The sequence below is a fragment of the Micromonospora marina genome (assembly GCF_900091565.1).
GTDB lineage: Bacteria > Actinomycetota > Actinomycetes > Mycobacteriales > Micromonosporaceae > Micromonospora > Micromonospora marina.
In genome coordinates, this window is the sequence record NZ_FMCV01000026.1 from 37,792 (window position 1) to 53,715 (window position 15,924).

17 protein-coding genes are annotated in these 15,924 nt (G+C 71.8%); 7 read left to right on the forward strand and 10 right to left on the reverse strand.

Annotated features, from left to right (window positions below; all coding sequences use genetic code 11):
- Positions 1 to 89: 89 nt before the first annotated feature.
- The 4 genes from qcrB to ctaE form a co-directional block, all read right to left on the reverse strand.
- Positions 90 to 1,721, reverse strand: coding sequence for a cytochrome bc1 complex cytochrome b subunit (gene qcrB / locus GA0070215_RS24220; protein WP_026267865.1), 1,632 nt, complete (start codon positions 1,719 to 1,721; stop codon positions 90 to 92).
- Entirely contained in the window at positions 1,718 to 2,806 is a 1,089-nt protein-coding gene (gene qcrA, locus GA0070215_RS24225; RefSeq protein ID WP_018785346.1) for a cytochrome bc1 complex Rieske iron-sulfur subunit, read from the reverse strand. Before qcrA ends, qcrB begins: the two co-directional genes overlap by 4 nt.
- Before the next feature lie 67 nt (positions 2,807 to 2,873).
- Entirely contained in the window at positions 2,874 to 3,707 is an 834-nt protein-coding gene (qcrC, locus tag GA0070215_RS24230; protein ID WP_018785347.1) for a cytochrome bc1 complex diheme cytochrome c subunit, read from the reverse strand.
- A 72-nt stretch (positions 3,708 to 3,779) separates the two neighbouring features.
- Entirely contained in the window at positions 3,780 to 4,379 is a 600-nt protein-coding gene (gene ctaE / locus GA0070215_RS24235) for an aa3-type cytochrome oxidase subunit III (RefSeq protein WP_026267866.1), read from the reverse strand.
- 108 nt (positions 4,380 to 4,487) lie between these two features.
- Between ctaE and GA0070215_RS24240 the strand changes: the two genes are divergently transcribed.
- The 4 genes from GA0070215_RS24240 (at position 4,488) to GA0070215_RS24255 (ending at position 7,452) form a co-directional block, all read left to right on the forward strand.
- Entirely contained in the window at positions 4,488 to 5,441 is a 954-nt protein-coding gene (locus GA0070215_RS24240; RefSeq protein ID WP_018785349.1) for a cytochrome c oxidase assembly protein, read from the forward strand.
- A gap of 104 nt (positions 5,442 to 5,545) precedes the next feature.
- The gene (locus GA0070215_RS24245) at positions 5,546 to 5,944 is read left to right on the forward strand and encodes a response regulator (protein WP_018785350.1); all 399 of its coding nucleotides are present in this window, start codon (positions 5,546 to 5,548) and stop codon (positions 5,942 to 5,944) included.
- 80 nt (positions 5,945 to 6,024) lie between these two features.
- Positions 6,025 to 7,071, forward strand: coding sequence for an anthranilate phosphoribosyltransferase (gene trpD / locus GA0070215_RS24250; RefSeq protein WP_018785351.1), 1,047 nt, complete (start codon positions 6,025 to 6,027; stop codon positions 7,069 to 7,071).
- 171 nt (positions 7,072 to 7,242) lie between these two features.
- Positions 7,243 to 7,452 carry a hypothetical protein gene (locus tag GA0070215_RS24255; RefSeq protein WP_018785352.1) on the forward strand — a complete coding sequence of 70 codons (210 nt, stop codon included), beginning with the start codon at positions 7,243 to 7,245 and terminating at the stop codon, positions 7,450 to 7,452.
- Positions 7,453 to 8,137: 685 nt separating this feature from the next.
- Here GA0070215_RS24255 and GA0070215_RS24260 read toward each other — a convergent pair.
- Positions 8,138 to 8,563: a cytochrome c oxidase subunit 4 gene (locus tag GA0070215_RS24260; protein WP_018785353.1), complete on the reverse strand. Its 426-nt coding sequence runs from the start codon at positions 8,561 to 8,563 to the stop codon at positions 8,138 to 8,140.
- A 10-nt stretch (positions 8,564 to 8,573) separates the two neighbouring features.
- Entirely contained in the window at positions 8,574 to 9,545 is a 972-nt protein-coding gene (ctaC, locus tag GA0070215_RS24265) for an aa3-type cytochrome oxidase subunit II (protein WP_018785354.1), read from the reverse strand.
- A gap of 171 nt (positions 9,546 to 9,716) precedes the next feature.
- Here ctaC and GA0070215_RS24270 point away from each other — a divergent pair, with 171 nt between their 5' ends.
- Both GA0070215_RS24270 and GA0070215_RS24275 read left to right on the forward strand, forming a co-directional pair.
- A complete protein-coding gene (locus GA0070215_RS24270) occupies positions 9,717 to 10,868 on the forward strand; it encodes a cysteine desulfurase family protein (protein WP_018785355.1) in 1,152 nt (383 codons plus the stop codon).
- Positions 10,869 to 10,923: 55 nt separating this feature from the next.
- Positions 10,924 to 11,142 carry a sulfurtransferase TusA family protein gene (locus GA0070215_RS24275; protein WP_018785356.1) on the forward strand — a complete coding sequence of 73 codons (219 nt, stop codon included), beginning with the start codon at positions 10,924 to 10,926 and terminating at the stop codon, positions 11,140 to 11,142.
- A 60-nt stretch (positions 11,143 to 11,202) separates the two neighbouring features.
- On the opposite strand, the gene GA0070215_RS24280 is transcribed toward GA0070215_RS24275, so the two are convergent.
- The 4 genes from GA0070215_RS24280 to GA0070215_RS24295 form a co-directional block, all read right to left on the reverse strand.
- Positions 11,203 to 11,754 (reverse strand): P-loop nucleotide/nucleoside kinase family protein, encoded by a 552-nt coding sequence (locus GA0070215_RS24280; RefSeq protein ID WP_091050224.1) that lies wholly within the window; start codon positions 11,752 to 11,754, stop codon positions 11,203 to 11,205.
- Positions 11,751 to 12,725 carry a carbohydrate kinase family protein gene (locus GA0070215_RS24285; protein WP_018785358.1) on the reverse strand — a complete coding sequence of 325 codons (975 nt, stop codon included), beginning with the start codon at positions 12,723 to 12,725 and terminating at the stop codon, positions 11,751 to 11,753. The genes GA0070215_RS24280 and GA0070215_RS24285 overlap by 4 nt, the downstream gene beginning before the upstream one ends.
- A gap of 180 nt (positions 12,726 to 12,905) precedes the next feature.
- Complete coding sequence (gene erpA, locus GA0070215_RS24290; RefSeq protein WP_013287705.1) at positions 12,906 to 13,274, reverse strand: iron-sulfur cluster insertion protein ErpA; 369 nt, start codon at positions 13,272 to 13,274, stop codon at positions 12,906 to 12,908.
- A 140-nt stretch (positions 13,275 to 13,414) separates the two neighbouring features.
- Positions 13,415 to 14,575: a glycerate kinase family protein gene (locus tag GA0070215_RS24295; RefSeq protein ID WP_091050227.1), complete on the reverse strand. Its 1,161-nt coding sequence runs from the start codon at positions 14,573 to 14,575 to the stop codon at positions 13,415 to 13,417.
- A gap of 43 nt (positions 14,576 to 14,618) precedes the next feature.
- Between GA0070215_RS24295 and nadA the strand changes: the two genes are divergently transcribed.
- On the forward strand, positions 14,619 to 15,794 hold the full coding sequence (gene nadA / locus GA0070215_RS24300; protein WP_091050230.1) for a quinolinate synthase NadA: 1,176 nt from the start codon (positions 14,619 to 14,621) through the stop codon (positions 15,792 to 15,794).
- Positions 15,795 to 15,924: the final 130 nt, after the last annotated feature.

A 15,924-nucleotide genomic window follows, 5' to 3' on the forward strand; every position in this document is an offset into this window, starting at 1 on the left:
CGGGAGGCAACGGGACGACCGGGGCGGAAACGGCAGTGGCGCCCGCCGGAGGATCCGGCGGGCGCCACTGCCAGTCGTACCGCTGAGGGTCAGCGACGGCTCTCGCCGCTGCCGATCTCCTCCCGCTCCGGCCGGGCCTCGACCGGCGGGTGCCCCGGCGAGACCGGCGCCTCGGCCGGCTTCTCGATCGGGTAGAAGAAGCCCCGGATCGCCGGGCCGAGGGCACCGAGCCGGTTCATCTTCTTCGGCACCACCCAGCCGACGTAGTCCAGCGCCGGCGGGTGACCGTCGTGGCCGTCGGCCGAGGTGAGCGGCTGGTGGACCTCGACGAACCGGCCGTCGGGCAGCCGCTTGATGATGCCGGTCTCCACGCCGTGGGCCAGCACCTCCCGGTCGTGCTGCTGCAGACCCAGGCAGAGCCGGTACGTGACGTAGTACGCGATCGGCGGCAGGATCAGCAGGCCGATCCGGCCGGCCCAGGTCATCGCGTTCAGGCTGATCTGGAACTTGTCCGCGATGACGTCGTTGGCGCCGGAGAGGGTCAGCACGATGTAGAAGGTGACCGCCATGGCGCCCACGGCGGTCCGGGCCGGAACGTCCCGGGGCCGCTGGAGCAGGTTGTGGTGCTTGTAGTCCTTGAGGCGGCGCGCCTCCAGGAACGGATACATCGTCGACAGGCCGACCAGGATTCCGGGTAGCACCACTGTCGGCCAGAACAACGGTGGAATGACGTACCCGTCGCCGATCGGGATGCTGATCTCCCAGCCCGGCATGAGCCGGGTCGAGCCGTCGAGGAACATGACGTACCAGTCGGGCTGGCTGGCCGCCGAGACCACCCACGCCTCGTACGGGCCGAACAGCCAGATCGGGTTGATCTGGAACAGGCCGCCCATCAGCGCGATCACGCCGAAGACGACCATGAAGAAGCCGCCCTGCTTGAGCGCGTAGCGCGGGAACATCCGCTCGCCGACCACGTTGGAGTTGGTCCGGCCGGGGCCGGGCCACTGGGTGTGCTTCTGCTTGAACACCAAGCCGAGGTGGACGCTGATCAGCGCCACCAGCAGGCCCGGGATGAGCAGCACGTGGGCGATGAAGAAGCGGCTGATGATGATGGTGCCGGGGAACTCCCCGCCGAAGATCGACGAGCTGACCCAGGAACCGATCACCGGGATCGACAGGATGATCGCGGAGGCGATCCGCAGACCGGTGCCGGACAGGCCGTCGTCCGGCAGCGAGTAGCCGGTGAAACCGGCCAGGAAGCCGACCCAGAACAGCAGCGAGCCGATGATCCAGTTGGTCTCACGCGGCTTGCGGAACGCGCCGGTGAAGAAGACCCGCAGCATGTGGACCACGATCGCGGCCATGAACAGCAGGGCCGACCAGTGGTGCATCTGCCGCATGATCAGGCCACCGCGGACGTCGAACGAGATGTCCAGGCTGGAGGCGTAGGCGGCCGACATCGGGGTGCCCCGCAGCGGGGCGTAGCTGCCGTTGTAGATGACCTCGGTCATCGCCGGCTCGAAGAAGAACGTCAGGAAGACGCCGGTGAGCAGCAGGACGACGAACGAGAACAGCGCGATCTCGCCGAGCAGGAAGGACCAGTGGTCGGGGAAGACCTTGTTCAGCAGCTTGCGCAGCGGCGTGGCCACCTGGAAGCGGTCGTCCACCGCCCGCGCGCTCTTGGCCGGCAGCGCGGCTGCATCAAACTTTCGGCGCTTCATGGCCGCTCCCAGAAGTCGGGACCGATGGTCTCGGTGTAGTCGGACTTCGCCACGAAGAAGCCCTCCTCGTCCACCTCGATCGGCAGCTGCGGCAGCGGCCGGTTGGCCGGGCCGAAGATCGGCTTGGCGTTGTCGGTGATGAGGAACTGGGACTGGTGGCAGGGGCAGAGCAGGCGGTTGGTCTGCTGCTCGTAGAGGCTGGCCGGGCAGCCGGCGTGCGTACAGATCTTGGAGTACGCGACGTAGTTGCCCCACATGTAGTCGCCGTGACCCTTGCGCTCGTTCGCGGCGCGCGACTTCTGCGCGTCGTCCTCCCGCAGGTGGATGAGCAGGGTGGGCGAGTCGGCGTGCAGGTTGCTCACGCCGCCGTCGATGCCCGGGAACACGGTGAGCTGGCCGCCGACGCTGACGTCGGCCGGGCGGATCGGGCGGCCGTCCTCACGGATCAGCCGGATCTTCCGGCCACCCTCGGCGGGGTGGAAGCCGGTGGTGAACATCTGGTTGTTCTTGTGCGGCTGCTCGATCAGGCCACCGATCAGCGGGGCCGCGGCCACCGCGCCCACCGGCGCCAGGCCGGCGAGCAGGGAGATGCCGAGCAGCGGCCGGCGGCGTACGCCCATCTCGTCGGCCAGGTAGAGCATGGTCTCACCGGTGATCTTGCGATCCTCCGGGTTGTCGACCTGGTCGTGCCGGTCCTGGATCGAGACCTCCTTGGGCAGCAGCTTCTTGCCCCAGGTCAGGATGCCGAAGCCGACGCCCAGCAGCGCGAGGCCGAGGGTCACGCCGAGCAGCGGCGTGTAGAGCTTGTCGCCGCCGGCACCCGGCTCCCACTGCCACGGCCACCAGATGTAGACCACCAGGAAGGCGGTCGCGAAGGCGCCGGTCAGCAGGAACATCAGGGCGACCGTACGGGTCAGCCGGCGCTCGGCCTTGCTGCCGGGGGCCACCTGCGGCTCGTAGTGGACGATCTCGATGTCGTCCCGCCGCGCGCCCTCCTGGACGACGTCGAACCGGGAGAGCCGGGGGTCGTTCACGTCGAGCGGCTCCGGGCCCTGCTGGGCCTGGTGCTCGGTGTGGGTGCTCATGCCGTCACCTCGCTACGGGTGACGCCGGGGGTCGGCGCCACAGCACTGGAAGCGTTGATTCGTCCGGTCACGACTTGCCCGCGATCCACAGGCTCGCGAAGACCAGCGCGACGATACCGACCAGGAAGATCGCGAGACCCTCCGTCGACGGGCCGTAGCGGCCCAGGTTGAAACCGCCCGGGTCGCCGTCGTGCTTCAGCGTCTCCTGGATGTAGGCGATGATGTCCGCCTTCTCCTCGGGCGTGATCTGGTTGTCGCCGAACACCGGCATGTTCTGCGGGCCGCTCAGCATGGCGGCGTAGATCTGCCGGTCGCTGGCCGGGGCGAGGCTCGGGGCGTACTTGCCGGAGGACAGCGCGCCGCCGCCACCGCCGAACGCGTGGCACTGCGAGCAGTTGATCCGGAACAGCTCGCCGCCGGTGGACAGGTTGGCGCCCTCACGCAGGTCGCCGCCGGGGACCTGCGGGCCGCCGCCAAGCTCCTGGATGTACTGCCCGAGCTGGCGCACCTGCTCGTCGGTGAAGACCGGCGGCTTGCGCATCGCCTGGGCCTCCTGGCGGGCCATCGGCATGCGACCGCTGCCGACCTGGAACTCGACCGAGGCGGACCCGACACCGATCAGGCTCGGACCGCGGCCCTCGATGCCCTGCGCGTTGCGACCGTGACAGGTCACACAGCTCACGTCGAACAGCGCCTTACCCTCGTTGCCTGCGGCGGTCAACGGAGGGTTGTCCTGCGCCTGCACGCCGGGGGCGAAAACGGTGTAGGCACCGCCGGCCAGCATCAGGGCGGCGAACAGCCGGACCGCGGCACCCAGCCGGCGGCGGCCCCTGCTGCGCGCAACGGGCCGCCCGCGCAGGCGCGCGAGCAGACCGCGTCGGCGGTCGTTGTCAGAAGTCATGACCTGTGTCCTTAACCGGTTGGACCTTGTCTCAGGGGACGGAGCAGCGGCGCGGTTCGTGACGCGCCAAGATCACTGGAGCCAGTAGATCATGACGTAGAGCCCGATCCACACGACGTCCACGAAGTGCCAGTAGTAGGACACGACGATCGCCGAGGTCGCCTGGGCGGGGGTGAAGCGGCCCATCGTGGTACGGATCATGAAGATCACGAAGGCGATGAGACCGCCGGTCACGTGCAGACCGTGGAAGCCGGTCGTGAGGTAGAACATCGACCCGTAACCGTCTTCGTTGATCTTCACGCCCTCGTGCACCAGGGTCCGGTACTCGTTGAGCTGACCGAGCACGAAGATCAGACCCATCACGAAGGTGATCGTGAACCACCGGCGCAGAGCGTGGACGTCACCGCGCTCGGCCGCGAACACGCCGATCTGGCAGGTGATCGAGGAGAGCACCAGGATCACCGTGAACGTGGTCGCGTACGGGACGTTCAGCACCTCGGTGTGCTTCTCCCACTGCTCCGGCGCCGCCGCGCGGATGGAGAAGTACATCGCGAACAGCGCCGCGAAGAACATGAGTTCGCTGGAGAGCCACACGATCGTCCCGACGCTGACCATGTTGGGCCGCGTCAGGGAGTGGATCCGGCTCTTGTCAATGGCTGGGGCCGCAGTCACGCGGTCATTATTGCCCCTGACCGGGACCGACGATCAGCGGGGTGCCAAACCCGGCCCCTCCGTGGCCCGATCGTGGTGGTCCGCTTCGCCTGACCTACCCTGAAAAGCGTGCTGCACGTCGATCAGATCCGCGCCGTCACCTCGGCTGTTCCGGCGACGCTGGCGGCGGGAGGCGAGAGCGCCCCGCCGCCGTTCACGGTGACCCGGGTGTTCACCGAGACGCGGCTGGACAGCTGGCTCACGCTGGGCATCGTCCTGGCCGCCGGCCTCTACCTCTACGGGGTGCACCGGCTGCGGCTGCGCGGCGACCGCTGGCCGGTCGTCCGTACCGTGTCGTTCCTCGGCCCCGGCCTCGGCGGCATCGCGCTGGTCACGCTCACCGGCCTCGGCGCGTACGACACCGCCCTGCTCTCGGTGCACATGGTGCAGCACATGGTGCTGTCGATGATCGCGCCGATCTTCCTGGCGCTCGGCGCCCCGATGACGCTGGCGCTGCGCACGCTCCCGGCACGGCCCCGCAAGCGGCTGCTCGCGATCGTGCACAGCAAGGTGATCCGGATCTACACCTTCCCGCTTGTGGCGTTCGCCATCTTCGTGGTGAACCCGTTCGCGCTGTACTTCACCGACCTCTACGAGTTCACCCTGCGCCACGACTGGGCGCACGAACTGGTCCACGCGCACTTCATCGCCACCGGCTGCGTCTTCTTCTGGCCCCTGCTCGGCCTGGACCCGCTGCCCGGCCGCTGGCCGTACCCGGGGCGTGCGCTGCTCATGCTGCTCTCGGTGCCGTTCCACACCGTCCTCGGCCTGACCATCATGCAGAGCACCACGCTGTTCGGCGGCGACTGGTACCCGTCGCTGAACCTTTATTGGTCCGACCCCTGGAACGACCAGGTGGTGGCCGGCGGCATCCTGTGGGCCGGCGGCGAGTTCGTCAGCGTCACCATGCTCGCCGTCCTGGTCGTCCAGTGGGTCAGGCAGTCCGAGCGCGAGGCCCGCCGGCTCGACCGCGAGCTGGACCGCCAGGAGGCCCGCGAGCGCGCCGCGGAGGCCAGCGCCTGAGGCCGGGTCAGTGGTACGCCCCGAGCCCGCCCGGGCGGGGCGACGACCCGGATGTGACGACCGCTACGATCAGCGGGCAGCTACGAGGTGGGAGCCACGTCACGATGAGCGATCGTCTTTGCACCGTCCTGCTCTACAGCGACGACCCGAAGGTCCGCGACCGGATGCGGCTGGCCGTGGGCACCCGGCCGGCGCCCGGGCTCGAGGTCGAGTTCGTCGAGGCCGACGACTACGACGCCTGCGTCCGGCTGGTCGACGACTACGAGATCGACCTGCTCCTGCTCGACGGCGAGGCGACCCCTGGCGGCGGCATCGGCATCGCCCGCCAGATCAAGGACGACCGGGACGACGCGCCGCCGACCTGCGTGGTGCTCGCTCGCGCCGCCGACCGCTGGCTGGCCGCGTACGCCGAGGTCGACGCCACGCTCACCCACCCGCTCGACCCGGTGGTCGCCGGCAGCACCGTCGCGGAGCTGCTGCGCCGCACCCACGCCGCGGCCTGATCGCCCGGCCTCAGCGCGCCACGGCGACGCGGCCGTAGCGCGCCCCAACCGCTTTCCTCACGCCGCTCGGGAGGCCCGCCATGGGCGAACGGACCTGGCCGCTTCTGCTCAACGCGCTGCTGCGCGGCGAGGAGCTCTCCACCGCCGACACCGCGTGGGCGATGGGCGAGATCATGGCCGGCTCGGCCACCCCGGCCCAGATCGCCGGGTTCGCCGTGGCGCTGCGCACCAAGGGCGAGACCCCCGCCGAGCTGGGCGGCCTCGTCGAGGCCATGCTGACCCGGGCGGTGCCGGTGCACCTGCCCGAGGACGTACGCGCGACCGCGCTGGACGTGGTCGGCACCGGCGGCGACCTCGCCCACACGGTGAACATCTCCACCATGGCGGCGCTGGTGGTCGCCGGGGCGGGGGTCCGCGTGGTCAAGCACGGCAACCGGGCCGCCTCCTCCTCCTGCGGCACCGCGGACGTGCTGGAGCAGCTCGGCGTCTCCCTCGACCTGGCGCCCGAGCAGGTGGCCCGCTGCGTCACCGAGGCCGGCATCGGCTTCTGCTTCGCCGCCCGGTTCCACCCTGGCATGCGGCACACCGGCCCGGTCCGGCGCGAGATCGGCGTACCCACCGCCTTCAACTTCCTCGGCCCGCTGACCAACCCGGCGCGGCCCCGCGCGGGTGCCGTGGGTTGCTTCGACAAGCGGATGGCCCCGGTGATGGCCGCCGTCTTCGCGGCCCGGGGTGACTCCGCGATCGTGGTACGCGGCGAGGACGGCCTGGACGAGTTCAGCACCGGCGCCCCCACCCGGGTCTGGGTGGCGCAGCAGGGCACAGTCACGGAGGCGGTGTTGGACGCCACCGAGCTCGGCGTGCCCCGGGCCACCCTGGCCGACCTGCGCGGCGGGGACGCGGTCTACAACGCCGACGTGGTCCGCCGGCTGCTCGCCGGTGAGACCGGTCCGGTACGGGACGCGGTGCTGGTCAACGCCGCCGTCGCGCTGGCCACCCAGGGTCCGCTCGACGGCGACCTGTACGAGGTGCTGCGGGCCAACCTGGACCGGGCCGCCGAGGCGGTCGACTCGGGTTCCGCCGCGGCCGCGCTGGAGCGGTGGCTCGAGGTGGCGCGCACCGCCTGACGGCGGGGTTGTCGTACCCGCGTGCCAAACTACACGGGAGTTATTTTCCGTTTTCGGCAGTTGGTTCGGCCGAGCCGTCGCGCCGGCCGAGCCGCTTACCTGGCCGGACCTTTGGTCCGCCGGCCGCGTCTCACCGCACCGGCCGGTGCCCGGGAGCGAGAGGAGCCACCCGTGTCTGACCGCGAGCTGCACTGCGACACCTGCGCGGGCGTCGTGCCGTTCGAGGCGCCGCCGTGCGGCGACGGGCACGGCGCCGACTGCCCGGAGCTGATCTGCACCGGTTGCGGCGCGGCCGTGGTGATCGCCACGTTCGCCTTCCGCGAGACCCGCCTGGCGAGCCGCCGCGCACCTCGCCGGCCCTCCCACGCCCGGGCCGCCTGACAGTGAGGATGTAGCGGTGGGGTCACCCGGCCCGGTCTGACTCTGCTCCCTCCCCCGGCGACGCCCTTCCTCCGCCACGCCCGTCCACGCCGGGCCCGTCCACGCCGGGCCAATCCCGCGCTACGCCTTTCCTGTACCGCGCCCGATCCACGCCGCGCCCTTCCACGCCGCGCCCCTTGCGTGCACCGCCCCCGCCCCGCCCCCGCCCCGCCCCCGCCCCGCCGGCCCAACCGTCCGACGCGCGTGATCAAGGAGTTTCTGTCCGCCTGGACCACCGCGAGGGACACAAACTCCTTGATCACCGCCTGGTGATCGGGGGGTGGTGAGGGCTCTGCCATCCGAGGCGGCGATCAAGGGGTTTGCGTCTCTGACGGTGCGCGAAATCGCCCCAAACTCCTTGATCAACAGGGTCGGGCGGGGCGCGAGGCCCGTGCGCGCCGGGCGCCAGGCCGACGCGACAAGCCAAGCGGAACGACGGCTCTCGGCGAATGGAATTGTCGTATGGAACGCCGACCGACCCCGCCCGGGGGGTGATCATGAGGTTGCCGGGGACGAATAGGACCGCTGGTGCCGTCAACTTCATGATCGACGGGGCGAGGCCCAGGGCGGGAGAGCGCCTAGGGGGTGGAACGCCGCAGGCCCGCGGCCCCTGATGCGGGGCGCGGGCCTGCGGCGGCGCTTCGGGTCAGTGCTCGGCGGTACGGCGGGTGCCCGAGTAGTACTCGAACAGCAGCCCGCAGGTCGCGAAGACGACCGCCACCAGGCCCAGTCCCAGCAGCCAGAACTGCCAGAACACCAGGCCGAGGCCGGCGATCGCGGCGGCCAGCGCCAGACCGAACGGCCAGTAGCTGCCCGGGCTGAAGAAGCCGACCTCACCGGCACCGTCGGCGATCTCGCCGTCCGGCCGGTCCTCGGGGCGCAGATCGATCCGGCGGGAGACGAACCAGAAGAAGCCGCCGCACATCGAGGTGAGCAGGCCGGAGAGCATCAGCGCCACGGTGCCGATCCACTCGACCGCGCCGCTCTCGCCCCAGGTCCACAGCCCGTAGAGCATCGTGGCGCCGAACAGGAACACCGAAATGATGGTGAAGATCTTCCACTCGGTCTTCATGCCGAACCCCTCAGCTTCCCGCGCCGGCCGTCGCGTCGGACGGGTTGAAGTTGTTCGCGTCTCGCCGGGTGTCGAACGGCTTGGTCTCGGTGGCGTACTCCGGCTCACCGATGGCGCCGAGCGCCTCCTGGGTCGACTTGCCGGCCTTCTTGGCCGCCAGGAACTGGTCGTACCTCTCCGGCGAGACGACCCGCAGCTCGAAGTTCATGAAGGCGTGGTAGCTGCCGCACAGCTCGGCGCAGCGGCCGACGAACGCGCCCTCCTGGTCGATGCTGGAGACCTCGAACGTGTTGCGGATGTTGCCCGGCATGACGTCCCGCTTGAACAGCAGCTCCGGCACCCAGAACGAGTGGATGACGTCGCGGCTGGTCTCCTCGAACCGGATCGAGCGGCCGCTGGGCAGCACCAGCACCGGGATGACCTCGCTGGTGCCGAGCACCGAGGCGACGGTGTTGGCGTCACGGCCCTGACCGTCGCGGTAGTTGAACTGCCAGTTCCACTTGAACGCCACGACCTCGACGGTGACGTCCGGGTTCCTCGACTCCTTCACCACGTCGGTCTGCACGACAGCGGTGTAGTAGAAGAGGACGGAGACCACGAGGATCGGCGCGATGGTGTAGAGGAACTCCATCGGCAGGTTGTAGCGGGTCTGCACCGGCAGCTCGTTGCCGCGCTTGCGATAGCGGACCACGCACCAGAAGATCAGGCCCCACACGAACACGCCGACGGCGAGCGCCGCGATGCAGGACGCGATCCACAGGTCGTACATGCGGTGCGACTCGGGCGTGATGCCGCCCTGCGGCCAGCCGAAGCCGCCGAACGTCTTACCGACGTCACAGCCGGTGAGTGAGACCAGCAGCGCCGCCGCGCCGAGACCGAGCCCGGCGATTCGACCAGCACCACGCCGCCGGCGCCCACCGGCCCCCGGGGAAGCGCTGTGCCGTACGGCCGAGCGCCGTACCTCCGAACTCCTTGCGACCACCTGGTCCTGCCTCCCTAGCGCGCCGCGGCGGTTGTTCTCCCTGACACCGACGGCAAAGGCGTCACCGACGGTCGCAGATTACTCGACCATGACCGGCCAGGCCGTCTTGGGGTCGCTGTCCACCCCCATCGGGGGGATCTTGGGCGTAACCGGGCGATAGCGTGGAGCCTCATGAGCGTCTCCCCGGTCTACCTGGACGCCGCCAGCGCGGCACCGCTGCATCCGGTCGCGCGGCAGGCGCTGCTGGCCGCCCTGGACGACGGCTGGGCGGACCCGGCCCGGCTGTACGCGCCGGCCCGCCGGGCCCGCCGGCTCCTCGACGCCGCGCGGGAGGCCGCCGCGCAGACGCTCGGCGTCCGCGCCGACGAGGTGTCCTTCACCCCCAGCGGTACGGCGGCAGCACACGCCGCCGTCCTCGGTGGCCTGGCCGGGCGGCGCCGGGCCGGGGCGACGCTCGTGCACTCGGCGATCGAGCACTCGGCGGTGCTGCACGCCGCCCAGCGGCACACGGCCGGCGGCGGCGCGGCGGTGTCCGTACCCGTGGACCGGTCGGGCCGGCTGGACCTGGACGTCTGGGCGGCGGCGGTGGCCGCGCCCGGCGTTGCCCTCGCCGCCCTGATCGGGGCCAGTCACGAGGTGGGCACGGTGCAGCCGGTGCCCGCGGCGGCGGAGCTGTGCGCCGAGGCGGGAGTGCCGCTGTACGTGGACGCGGCGCAGCTGGCGGGCCGGGTGCCGCTGCCGTCGGGCTGGTCGGTGCTGACCGCCAGTGCGCACAAGTGGGGCGGGCCGCCCGGTGTCGGGCTGCTCGTGGTCCGCAAGGGCACCCGGTGGGAGTCGCCGTACCCGGCCGACGAGCGGGAGTCGGGGCGTACCCCGGGCGTGGTGAACCTGCCGGCGGTGGTCGCGGCGGCGGCGAGCCTGCGCGCGGCGGCGGCCGACGCGGCGGCGGAGGCGGCCCGGCTGGGTCCGCTGGTGGACCGGATCCGGGCGCGGGTGGCGGCCGAGGTGCCGGACGTGGAGGTGGTCGGCGACCCGGTGGACCGGTTGCCGCACCTGGTGACGTTCTCCTGCCTGTACGTCGACGGCGAGGCGTTGCTGCACGCGCTGGACCGGCGCGGGTTCGCGGTGTCCTCCGGCTCGTCGTGCACGTCGTCGACGTTGCGCCCGTCACACGTGCTGGAGGCGATGGGGGTGCTGTCGCACGGCAACGTGCGGGTGTCGCTGCACCGGGAGACCACCGAGGCGGACGTGGAGCGGTTCCTGGCCGAGCTGCCCGGGATCGTGGCGGACCTGCGGGCGGAAGCGGGGGTGACGGACCTGTGAGCGCGAGGAGTGAGCCGCTCCTGCGAGCCCCGCAGTCGCGAACGGAGACGGACCTGTGAGTGAGCCGGACGAGGTGCTGGACTGCCGGGGGCAGCGGTGCCCGCTGCCGGTGATCAATCTCGCCCGGCTGGTGCCCGGCCTGCCGCCCGGCGCGGTGGTGCGGGTGCTCGCGGACGACCCGGCCGCGGCGGTGGACATCCCGGCGTGGTGCCGGATGCGCGGCCACGAGTTCCTCGCCGAGCGCCCGGGCCCCGCCTACGACGTCCGGGTGTAAGGAAGGGCCCCCTCTTAACGCCTCGGGTAGAGGAAGGGCCCCTTGTTAACGCCCGGCGCGTCAGCGCAGGTAGGCGAGGATGCCGGGCAGCGGGTCGGCCACCACGGCGGTGTCTACCACCAGGCGCGGGCCGATCAGCGGCTCGTACTCGGCCCGGCGGCGCAGCGTCTGCTCCCAGGTGCCGTGCTCCTCGGGCGGGCGGGCCTCGACCCGGCGGCGGTGCTCCTCCTCGTCGCCGCAGTGCACCTCGATCACCCGCAGCGGCACGCCCGCCCGCTCGGCCACGTCGTGCCAGAGACCCCGGGCGCTGGCGACCGGGTTCACCGCGTCGACCACCACGCTGAGCCCGAGGCCGAGCTGCACCTCGGCCAGCCCGGCGACCGCGCCGTAGGCGGCCATGCCGGGTACGTCGCCGGTGAGGCCGTAGCGGTGCAGGGCCCGCTCGACCGGGTCGACCGGCAGGACCGGGGCGCGCAGGGCGGCGCCGACCCGGGCGGCGAGCGTGGTCTTGCCCACGCCCGGCAGCCCGGCGAACGCGACGAGCACCGGGCCGCCGGAGCCGGGGCGGGCACCCGGGTCCACCCCTCCGGCCGGCACCGCCGGGCCGGTCACAGCAGGTGCGGCCGGACGTCCTCGGCGGCCACGTCACCGTACGACTCGGCGAGTCGCTTCACGAACAGGTCGCGGCGGACCTCGTACTCCTGGCCGCCGAAGTTCTCCAGCACGAGCGTGGCGAGCAGGCAGCCGACCTGGGCCGCCCGCTCCAGGCCGACGCCCCAGTCGAGCGCGGCGAAGAAACCGGCCCGGAAGCCGTCGCCGACACCGGTCGGGTCGACCGCCTGGATCTCCCGCGCGATCGGCACCCGGATCGTGCCGATCTCCCGGCCGGCGATCTCCACGCCCTGCTTGCCGAGCGTGGTGACCCGCACCCTGACCCGGTCCAGCAGCTGCTCGTCGGTGAGGCCGGCCTTGCTCTGCAGCAGGGACTTCTCGTACTCGTTGGTCATCAGGTAGTCGGCGCCGTCGATGAGGCCGAGCACGTCGTCGCCGTCCATCCGGGCGAGCTGCTGCGACGGGTCGGCGACGAAGGAGTAGCCGCGGTCCCGGCACTCGCCGGAGTGCCTGATCATCGCGGCCGGGTCGTTGGCGCTGACCAGCACCAGGTCCAGGCCGCCGAGGCGCTGCGCCACCGGGGCCAGCTCGATGTTGCGGGCCTCGCTCATCGCCCCGGCGTAGAAGGAGGCGATCTGGCACATGTCGGTGTCGGTGGTGCAGACGAAGCGTGCCGTGTGCGCGACCTCGCTGACGTGCACCGAGTCGCAGTCGACGCCGTGGCGTTCCAGCCAGGAGCGGTAGTCGGCGAAGTCGGCGCCGACCGCGCCGAGCAGCACCGGGCGCAGCCCGAGCTGGGCCATGCCGAAGGCGATGTTCGCCGCGGTGCCGCCGCGCCGGAGCACCAGTTCGTCGACGAGGAAGGACAGCGAGACCTTGTCGAGCTGGTCGGCGATGAGCTGGTCGGCGAATCGGCCGGGGAAGCTCATCAGGTGGTCGGTCGCGATCGAGCCGGTCACGGCGATCTTCATGTCAACCCTCGGGGTCGGGAGCACGGCGCGGTCAGCCTACCGGCCCCCGGGCCGGGTGGACGGCGGTCGGTCACCAACCGGTCGGCCGGCGCACATCCGGACGTCACACACCCGGGGTACGACGAAGCGGCGGGCCGCCCCACCCGGGGACGGCCCGCCGCTTCCGGCCGGTCTGCCGACTCAGCTGAAGGAGTCGCCGCAGGCGCAGGAGTTGCCCGCGTTCGGGTTGTCGATGGTGAAGCCCTGGGCGTCGATCCGGTCGGCGAAGTCGATGGTGGCGCCGGCCAGGTAGGGGGCGCTCATCCGGTCGACGACGACCTCGACACCGTCGAAGTCGGTGACGACGTCACCGTCGAGCGAGCGCTCGTCGAAGAACAGCTGGTACCGCAGGCCGGAGCAGCCACCCGGCTGCACGGCGACCCGGAGCCGCAGGTCGTCACGGCCCTCCTGCTCGATCAGGGCCTTGACCTTCTGCGCCGCGACGTCGGTGAGGACGACGGTGCTGGGGGCCTTGGCCTCGGTCGACTCGGTCTGCGCTGGCGTGGTCACGTGGAAGTCTCCCTGCGCGGTATGAGGTCCGGACGTCCTGGCCAACGCGGTACGTCCGCCAGTGATTCCCGGTGTGGTCCGTCTGTCGATCGTACGCCGCCTCCGGCGTCACCACCCGGCGGCGTGACCAGCGGAACCGGTCAGCGGCTCCACTGCCGCGCCAGGCGGGCGCCGAGCGCGCGAAGACCTTCGGCCGGGCGGGTCATCGCCGCGTCCACTCCCCCGCGTTCCTCGCCGCCGAAGTGCTCCACGAGGCTGTGCGCCTCGGTGACGCCGGCCGCCGCCGCCTCCCGCCGCCCGGTGCTCACCCGTCCCGCCAGCACCACGCAGGGCACGCCCCGGTCCCGGGCCGCCCCGGCCACACCGGCGACCACCTTGCCGCGCAGCGACTGGTGGTCGAACGAACCCTCACCGGTGACCACCAGGTCGGCGGCGTCGAGCGCGGCGTCCAGGCCCACCGCGCGGGTGACCAGGCCGATGCCGGACTCGCACCGGCCGCCGAGCGCCAGCACCGCCGCGCCGAGGCCGCCGGCGGCGCCGCCGCCGGGCAGCGCGCCCAGCCCGGCCGGGCAGCCCGGCAGCCGCTGCGTCAGCACCTCCGCCCAGCGGGTCAGCGCGGCGTCCAGCAGCAGCACGTCGGCCCGGTCGGCGCCCTTCTGCGGGCCGAAGACACTGCTCGCGCCGTGCAGCCCCAGCAGCGGGTTGTCCACGTCGGTGGCGGCGACGAGCGTCGCGCCGCGCAGCCGGGGCTCTCCGTCGAGCGCGGCCACCCCGGCGAGCGCCGCGCCGCCGTACGGCAGGGCCCGGCCGGCGCCGTCCAGCGGCGTGACACCCAGCGGTACGAGCATCCCGGCGCCGCCGTCGTTGGTGGCCGAGCCGCCCAGCCCCACCACCACCGTCCGCGCGCCCGCCTCGACCGCGGCGGCGGCGAGCAGCCCCACCCCGTACGAGGTGGTGGCCTTCGGGTCGCGTTCGGCGGCGGTGAGCAGGTGCAGTCCGCACGCCTGCGCGCTCTCCAGGTACGCCGTGCCGTCGTCGGTGAGCAGGATCTCACCGGCGGCCGGGCGGCCCAGCGGGTCGACGGTGGGCACCGGCACCCGGCGCCCGCCGAGCGCTCCGGCGAGCACGTCGACGAACCCGGGCCCGCCGTCGGCGAGTGGCCGGACCAGCAGGTCGTCGCCGGGGGCGACGTCATGCCAGCCGTCGGCCACCGCGGCGGCCACGTCGGGGGCCGACAGCGTGCCGGCGAACTTGTCCGGACAGAGCAGCACGCGCATGCGCAGCAGTGTGGCAGGCCACATCCGAGGCGGCTGCGGCGCGGGCACGCTGTGGGACCATGGGGTCGTGACTTCGACCTGGGTTGAGCCGTCCAACACCGCCACGGCGCTGCTGCTTCTCGGCCGCGGCAGCGACACCGCCACCGAGCGTGGCGTGGAGTGTCCGGGTGATCTTCCCGCGCCGAGCGACCCCGATCTGGTGGCCCGCGCCGCCGCCGCGAAGGCGGCGCTCGGCACGAAGGTGTTCGTCCTGGGCCACCACTACCAGCGCGACGAGGTGATCCAGTTCGCCGACGTGACCGGCGACTCGTTCAAGCTGGCCCGGGAGGCGGCCGCCCGCCCGGACGCGGAGTACATCGTCTTCTGCGGCGTGCACTTCATGGCCGAGAGCGCGGACATCCTCACCTCGGACGCGCAGAAGGTGATCCTGCCCGACCTGGCCGCCGGCTGCTCGATGGCTGACATGGCGGTGCTGACGCAGGTCGAGACCGCGTGGGACACGCTCACCGACCTGGGCATCGCGGCGGAGACCGTGCCGGTGACGTACATGAACTCGTCGGCCGACATCAAGGGTTTCGTCGGCCGCAACGGCGGCGTGGTGTGCACCTCGTCGAACGCCAAGCGGGCCCTGGACTGGGCCTTCGAGCAGGGCCGCAAGGTGCTGTTCCTGCCCGATCAGCACCTCGGCCGCAACACCGCGGTGCTGGAGATGGGCTTCTCGCTCGACGACTGCGTGCTCTACGACCCGCACAAGCCGGGCGGCGGGCTGACACCGGAGCAGCTGCGCGACGCGAAGATGATCCTGTGGCGCGGTCACTGCTCGGTGCACGGCCGCTTCACGCTCGACAGCGTCAACGACGTACGCGAGCGGGTGCCGGGCGTGAACGTGCTCGTGCACCCGGAGTGCCGCCACGAGGTGGTGAACGCCGCCGACCTGGTCGGCTCGACCGAGTTCATCATCAGGACGATCGAGGCGGCCCCGGCCGGCTCGGCGTGGGCGGTGGGCACCGAGCTGAACCTGGTACGCCGGCTCGCGCTGGCCCACCCGGACAAGCAGATCATGTTCCTCGACCGGGCGGTCTGCTACTGCTCGACGATGAACCGGATCGACCTGCCGCACCTGGTGTGGGCGCTGGAGGAGCTGGTCGCCGGGCGCGTGGTCAACCAGATCACCGTCGACCCGGAGACCGCCCGACACGCCCGGTCGGCGCTGGACCAGATGCTCGCCCTTCCGGGAGCCTGATCACCGTCGGTGACCTTGCTGGCACGGAAACGCACCGGACACCCCGGTTCGTGCCCTCGCTGGTGATGTGACCGATTCCATTCCCGTCACGGAGGGCTATGCTGCCGGGGCGACGACACACGCGGCCCGT

Excerpts from the sequence above, each read along its gene's own strand:
- qcrB (WP_026267865.1), bottom strand. The coding sequence starts at position 1,721 with ATGAAGCGCCGAAAGTTTGATGCAGCCGCGCTGCCGGCCAAGAGCGCG.
- qcrA (WP_018785346.1), bottom strand. The coding sequence starts at position 2,806 with ATGAGCACCCACACCGAGCACCAGGCCCAGCAGGGCCCGGAGCCGCTC.
- qcrC (WP_018785347.1), bottom strand. The coding sequence starts at position 3,707 with ATGACTTCTGACAACGACCGCCGACGCGGTCTGCTCGCGCGCCTGCGC.
- GA0070215_RS24245 (WP_018785350.1), top strand. The coding sequence starts at position 5,546 with ATGAGCGATCGTCTTTGCACCGTCCTGCTCTACAGCGACGACCCGAAG.
- trpD (WP_018785351.1), top strand. The coding sequence starts at position 6,025 with ATGGGCGAACGGACCTGGCCGCTTCTGCTCAACGCGCTGCTGCGCGGC.
- GA0070215_RS24260 (WP_018785353.1), bottom strand. The coding sequence starts at position 8,563 with ATGAAGACCGAGTGGAAGATCTTCACCATCATTTCGGTGTTCCTGTTC.
- GA0070215_RS24270 (WP_018785355.1), top strand. The coding sequence starts at position 9,717 with ATGAGCGTCTCCCCGGTCTACCTGGACGCCGCCAGCGCGGCACCGCTG.
- GA0070215_RS24285 (WP_018785358.1), bottom strand. The coding sequence starts at position 12,725 with ATGAAGATCGCCGTGACCGGCTCGATCGCGACCGACCACCTGATGAGC.
- GA0070215_RS24295 (WP_091050227.1), bottom strand. The coding sequence starts at position 14,575 with ATGTGGCCTGCCACACTGCTGCGCATGCGCGTGCTGCTCTGTCCGGAC.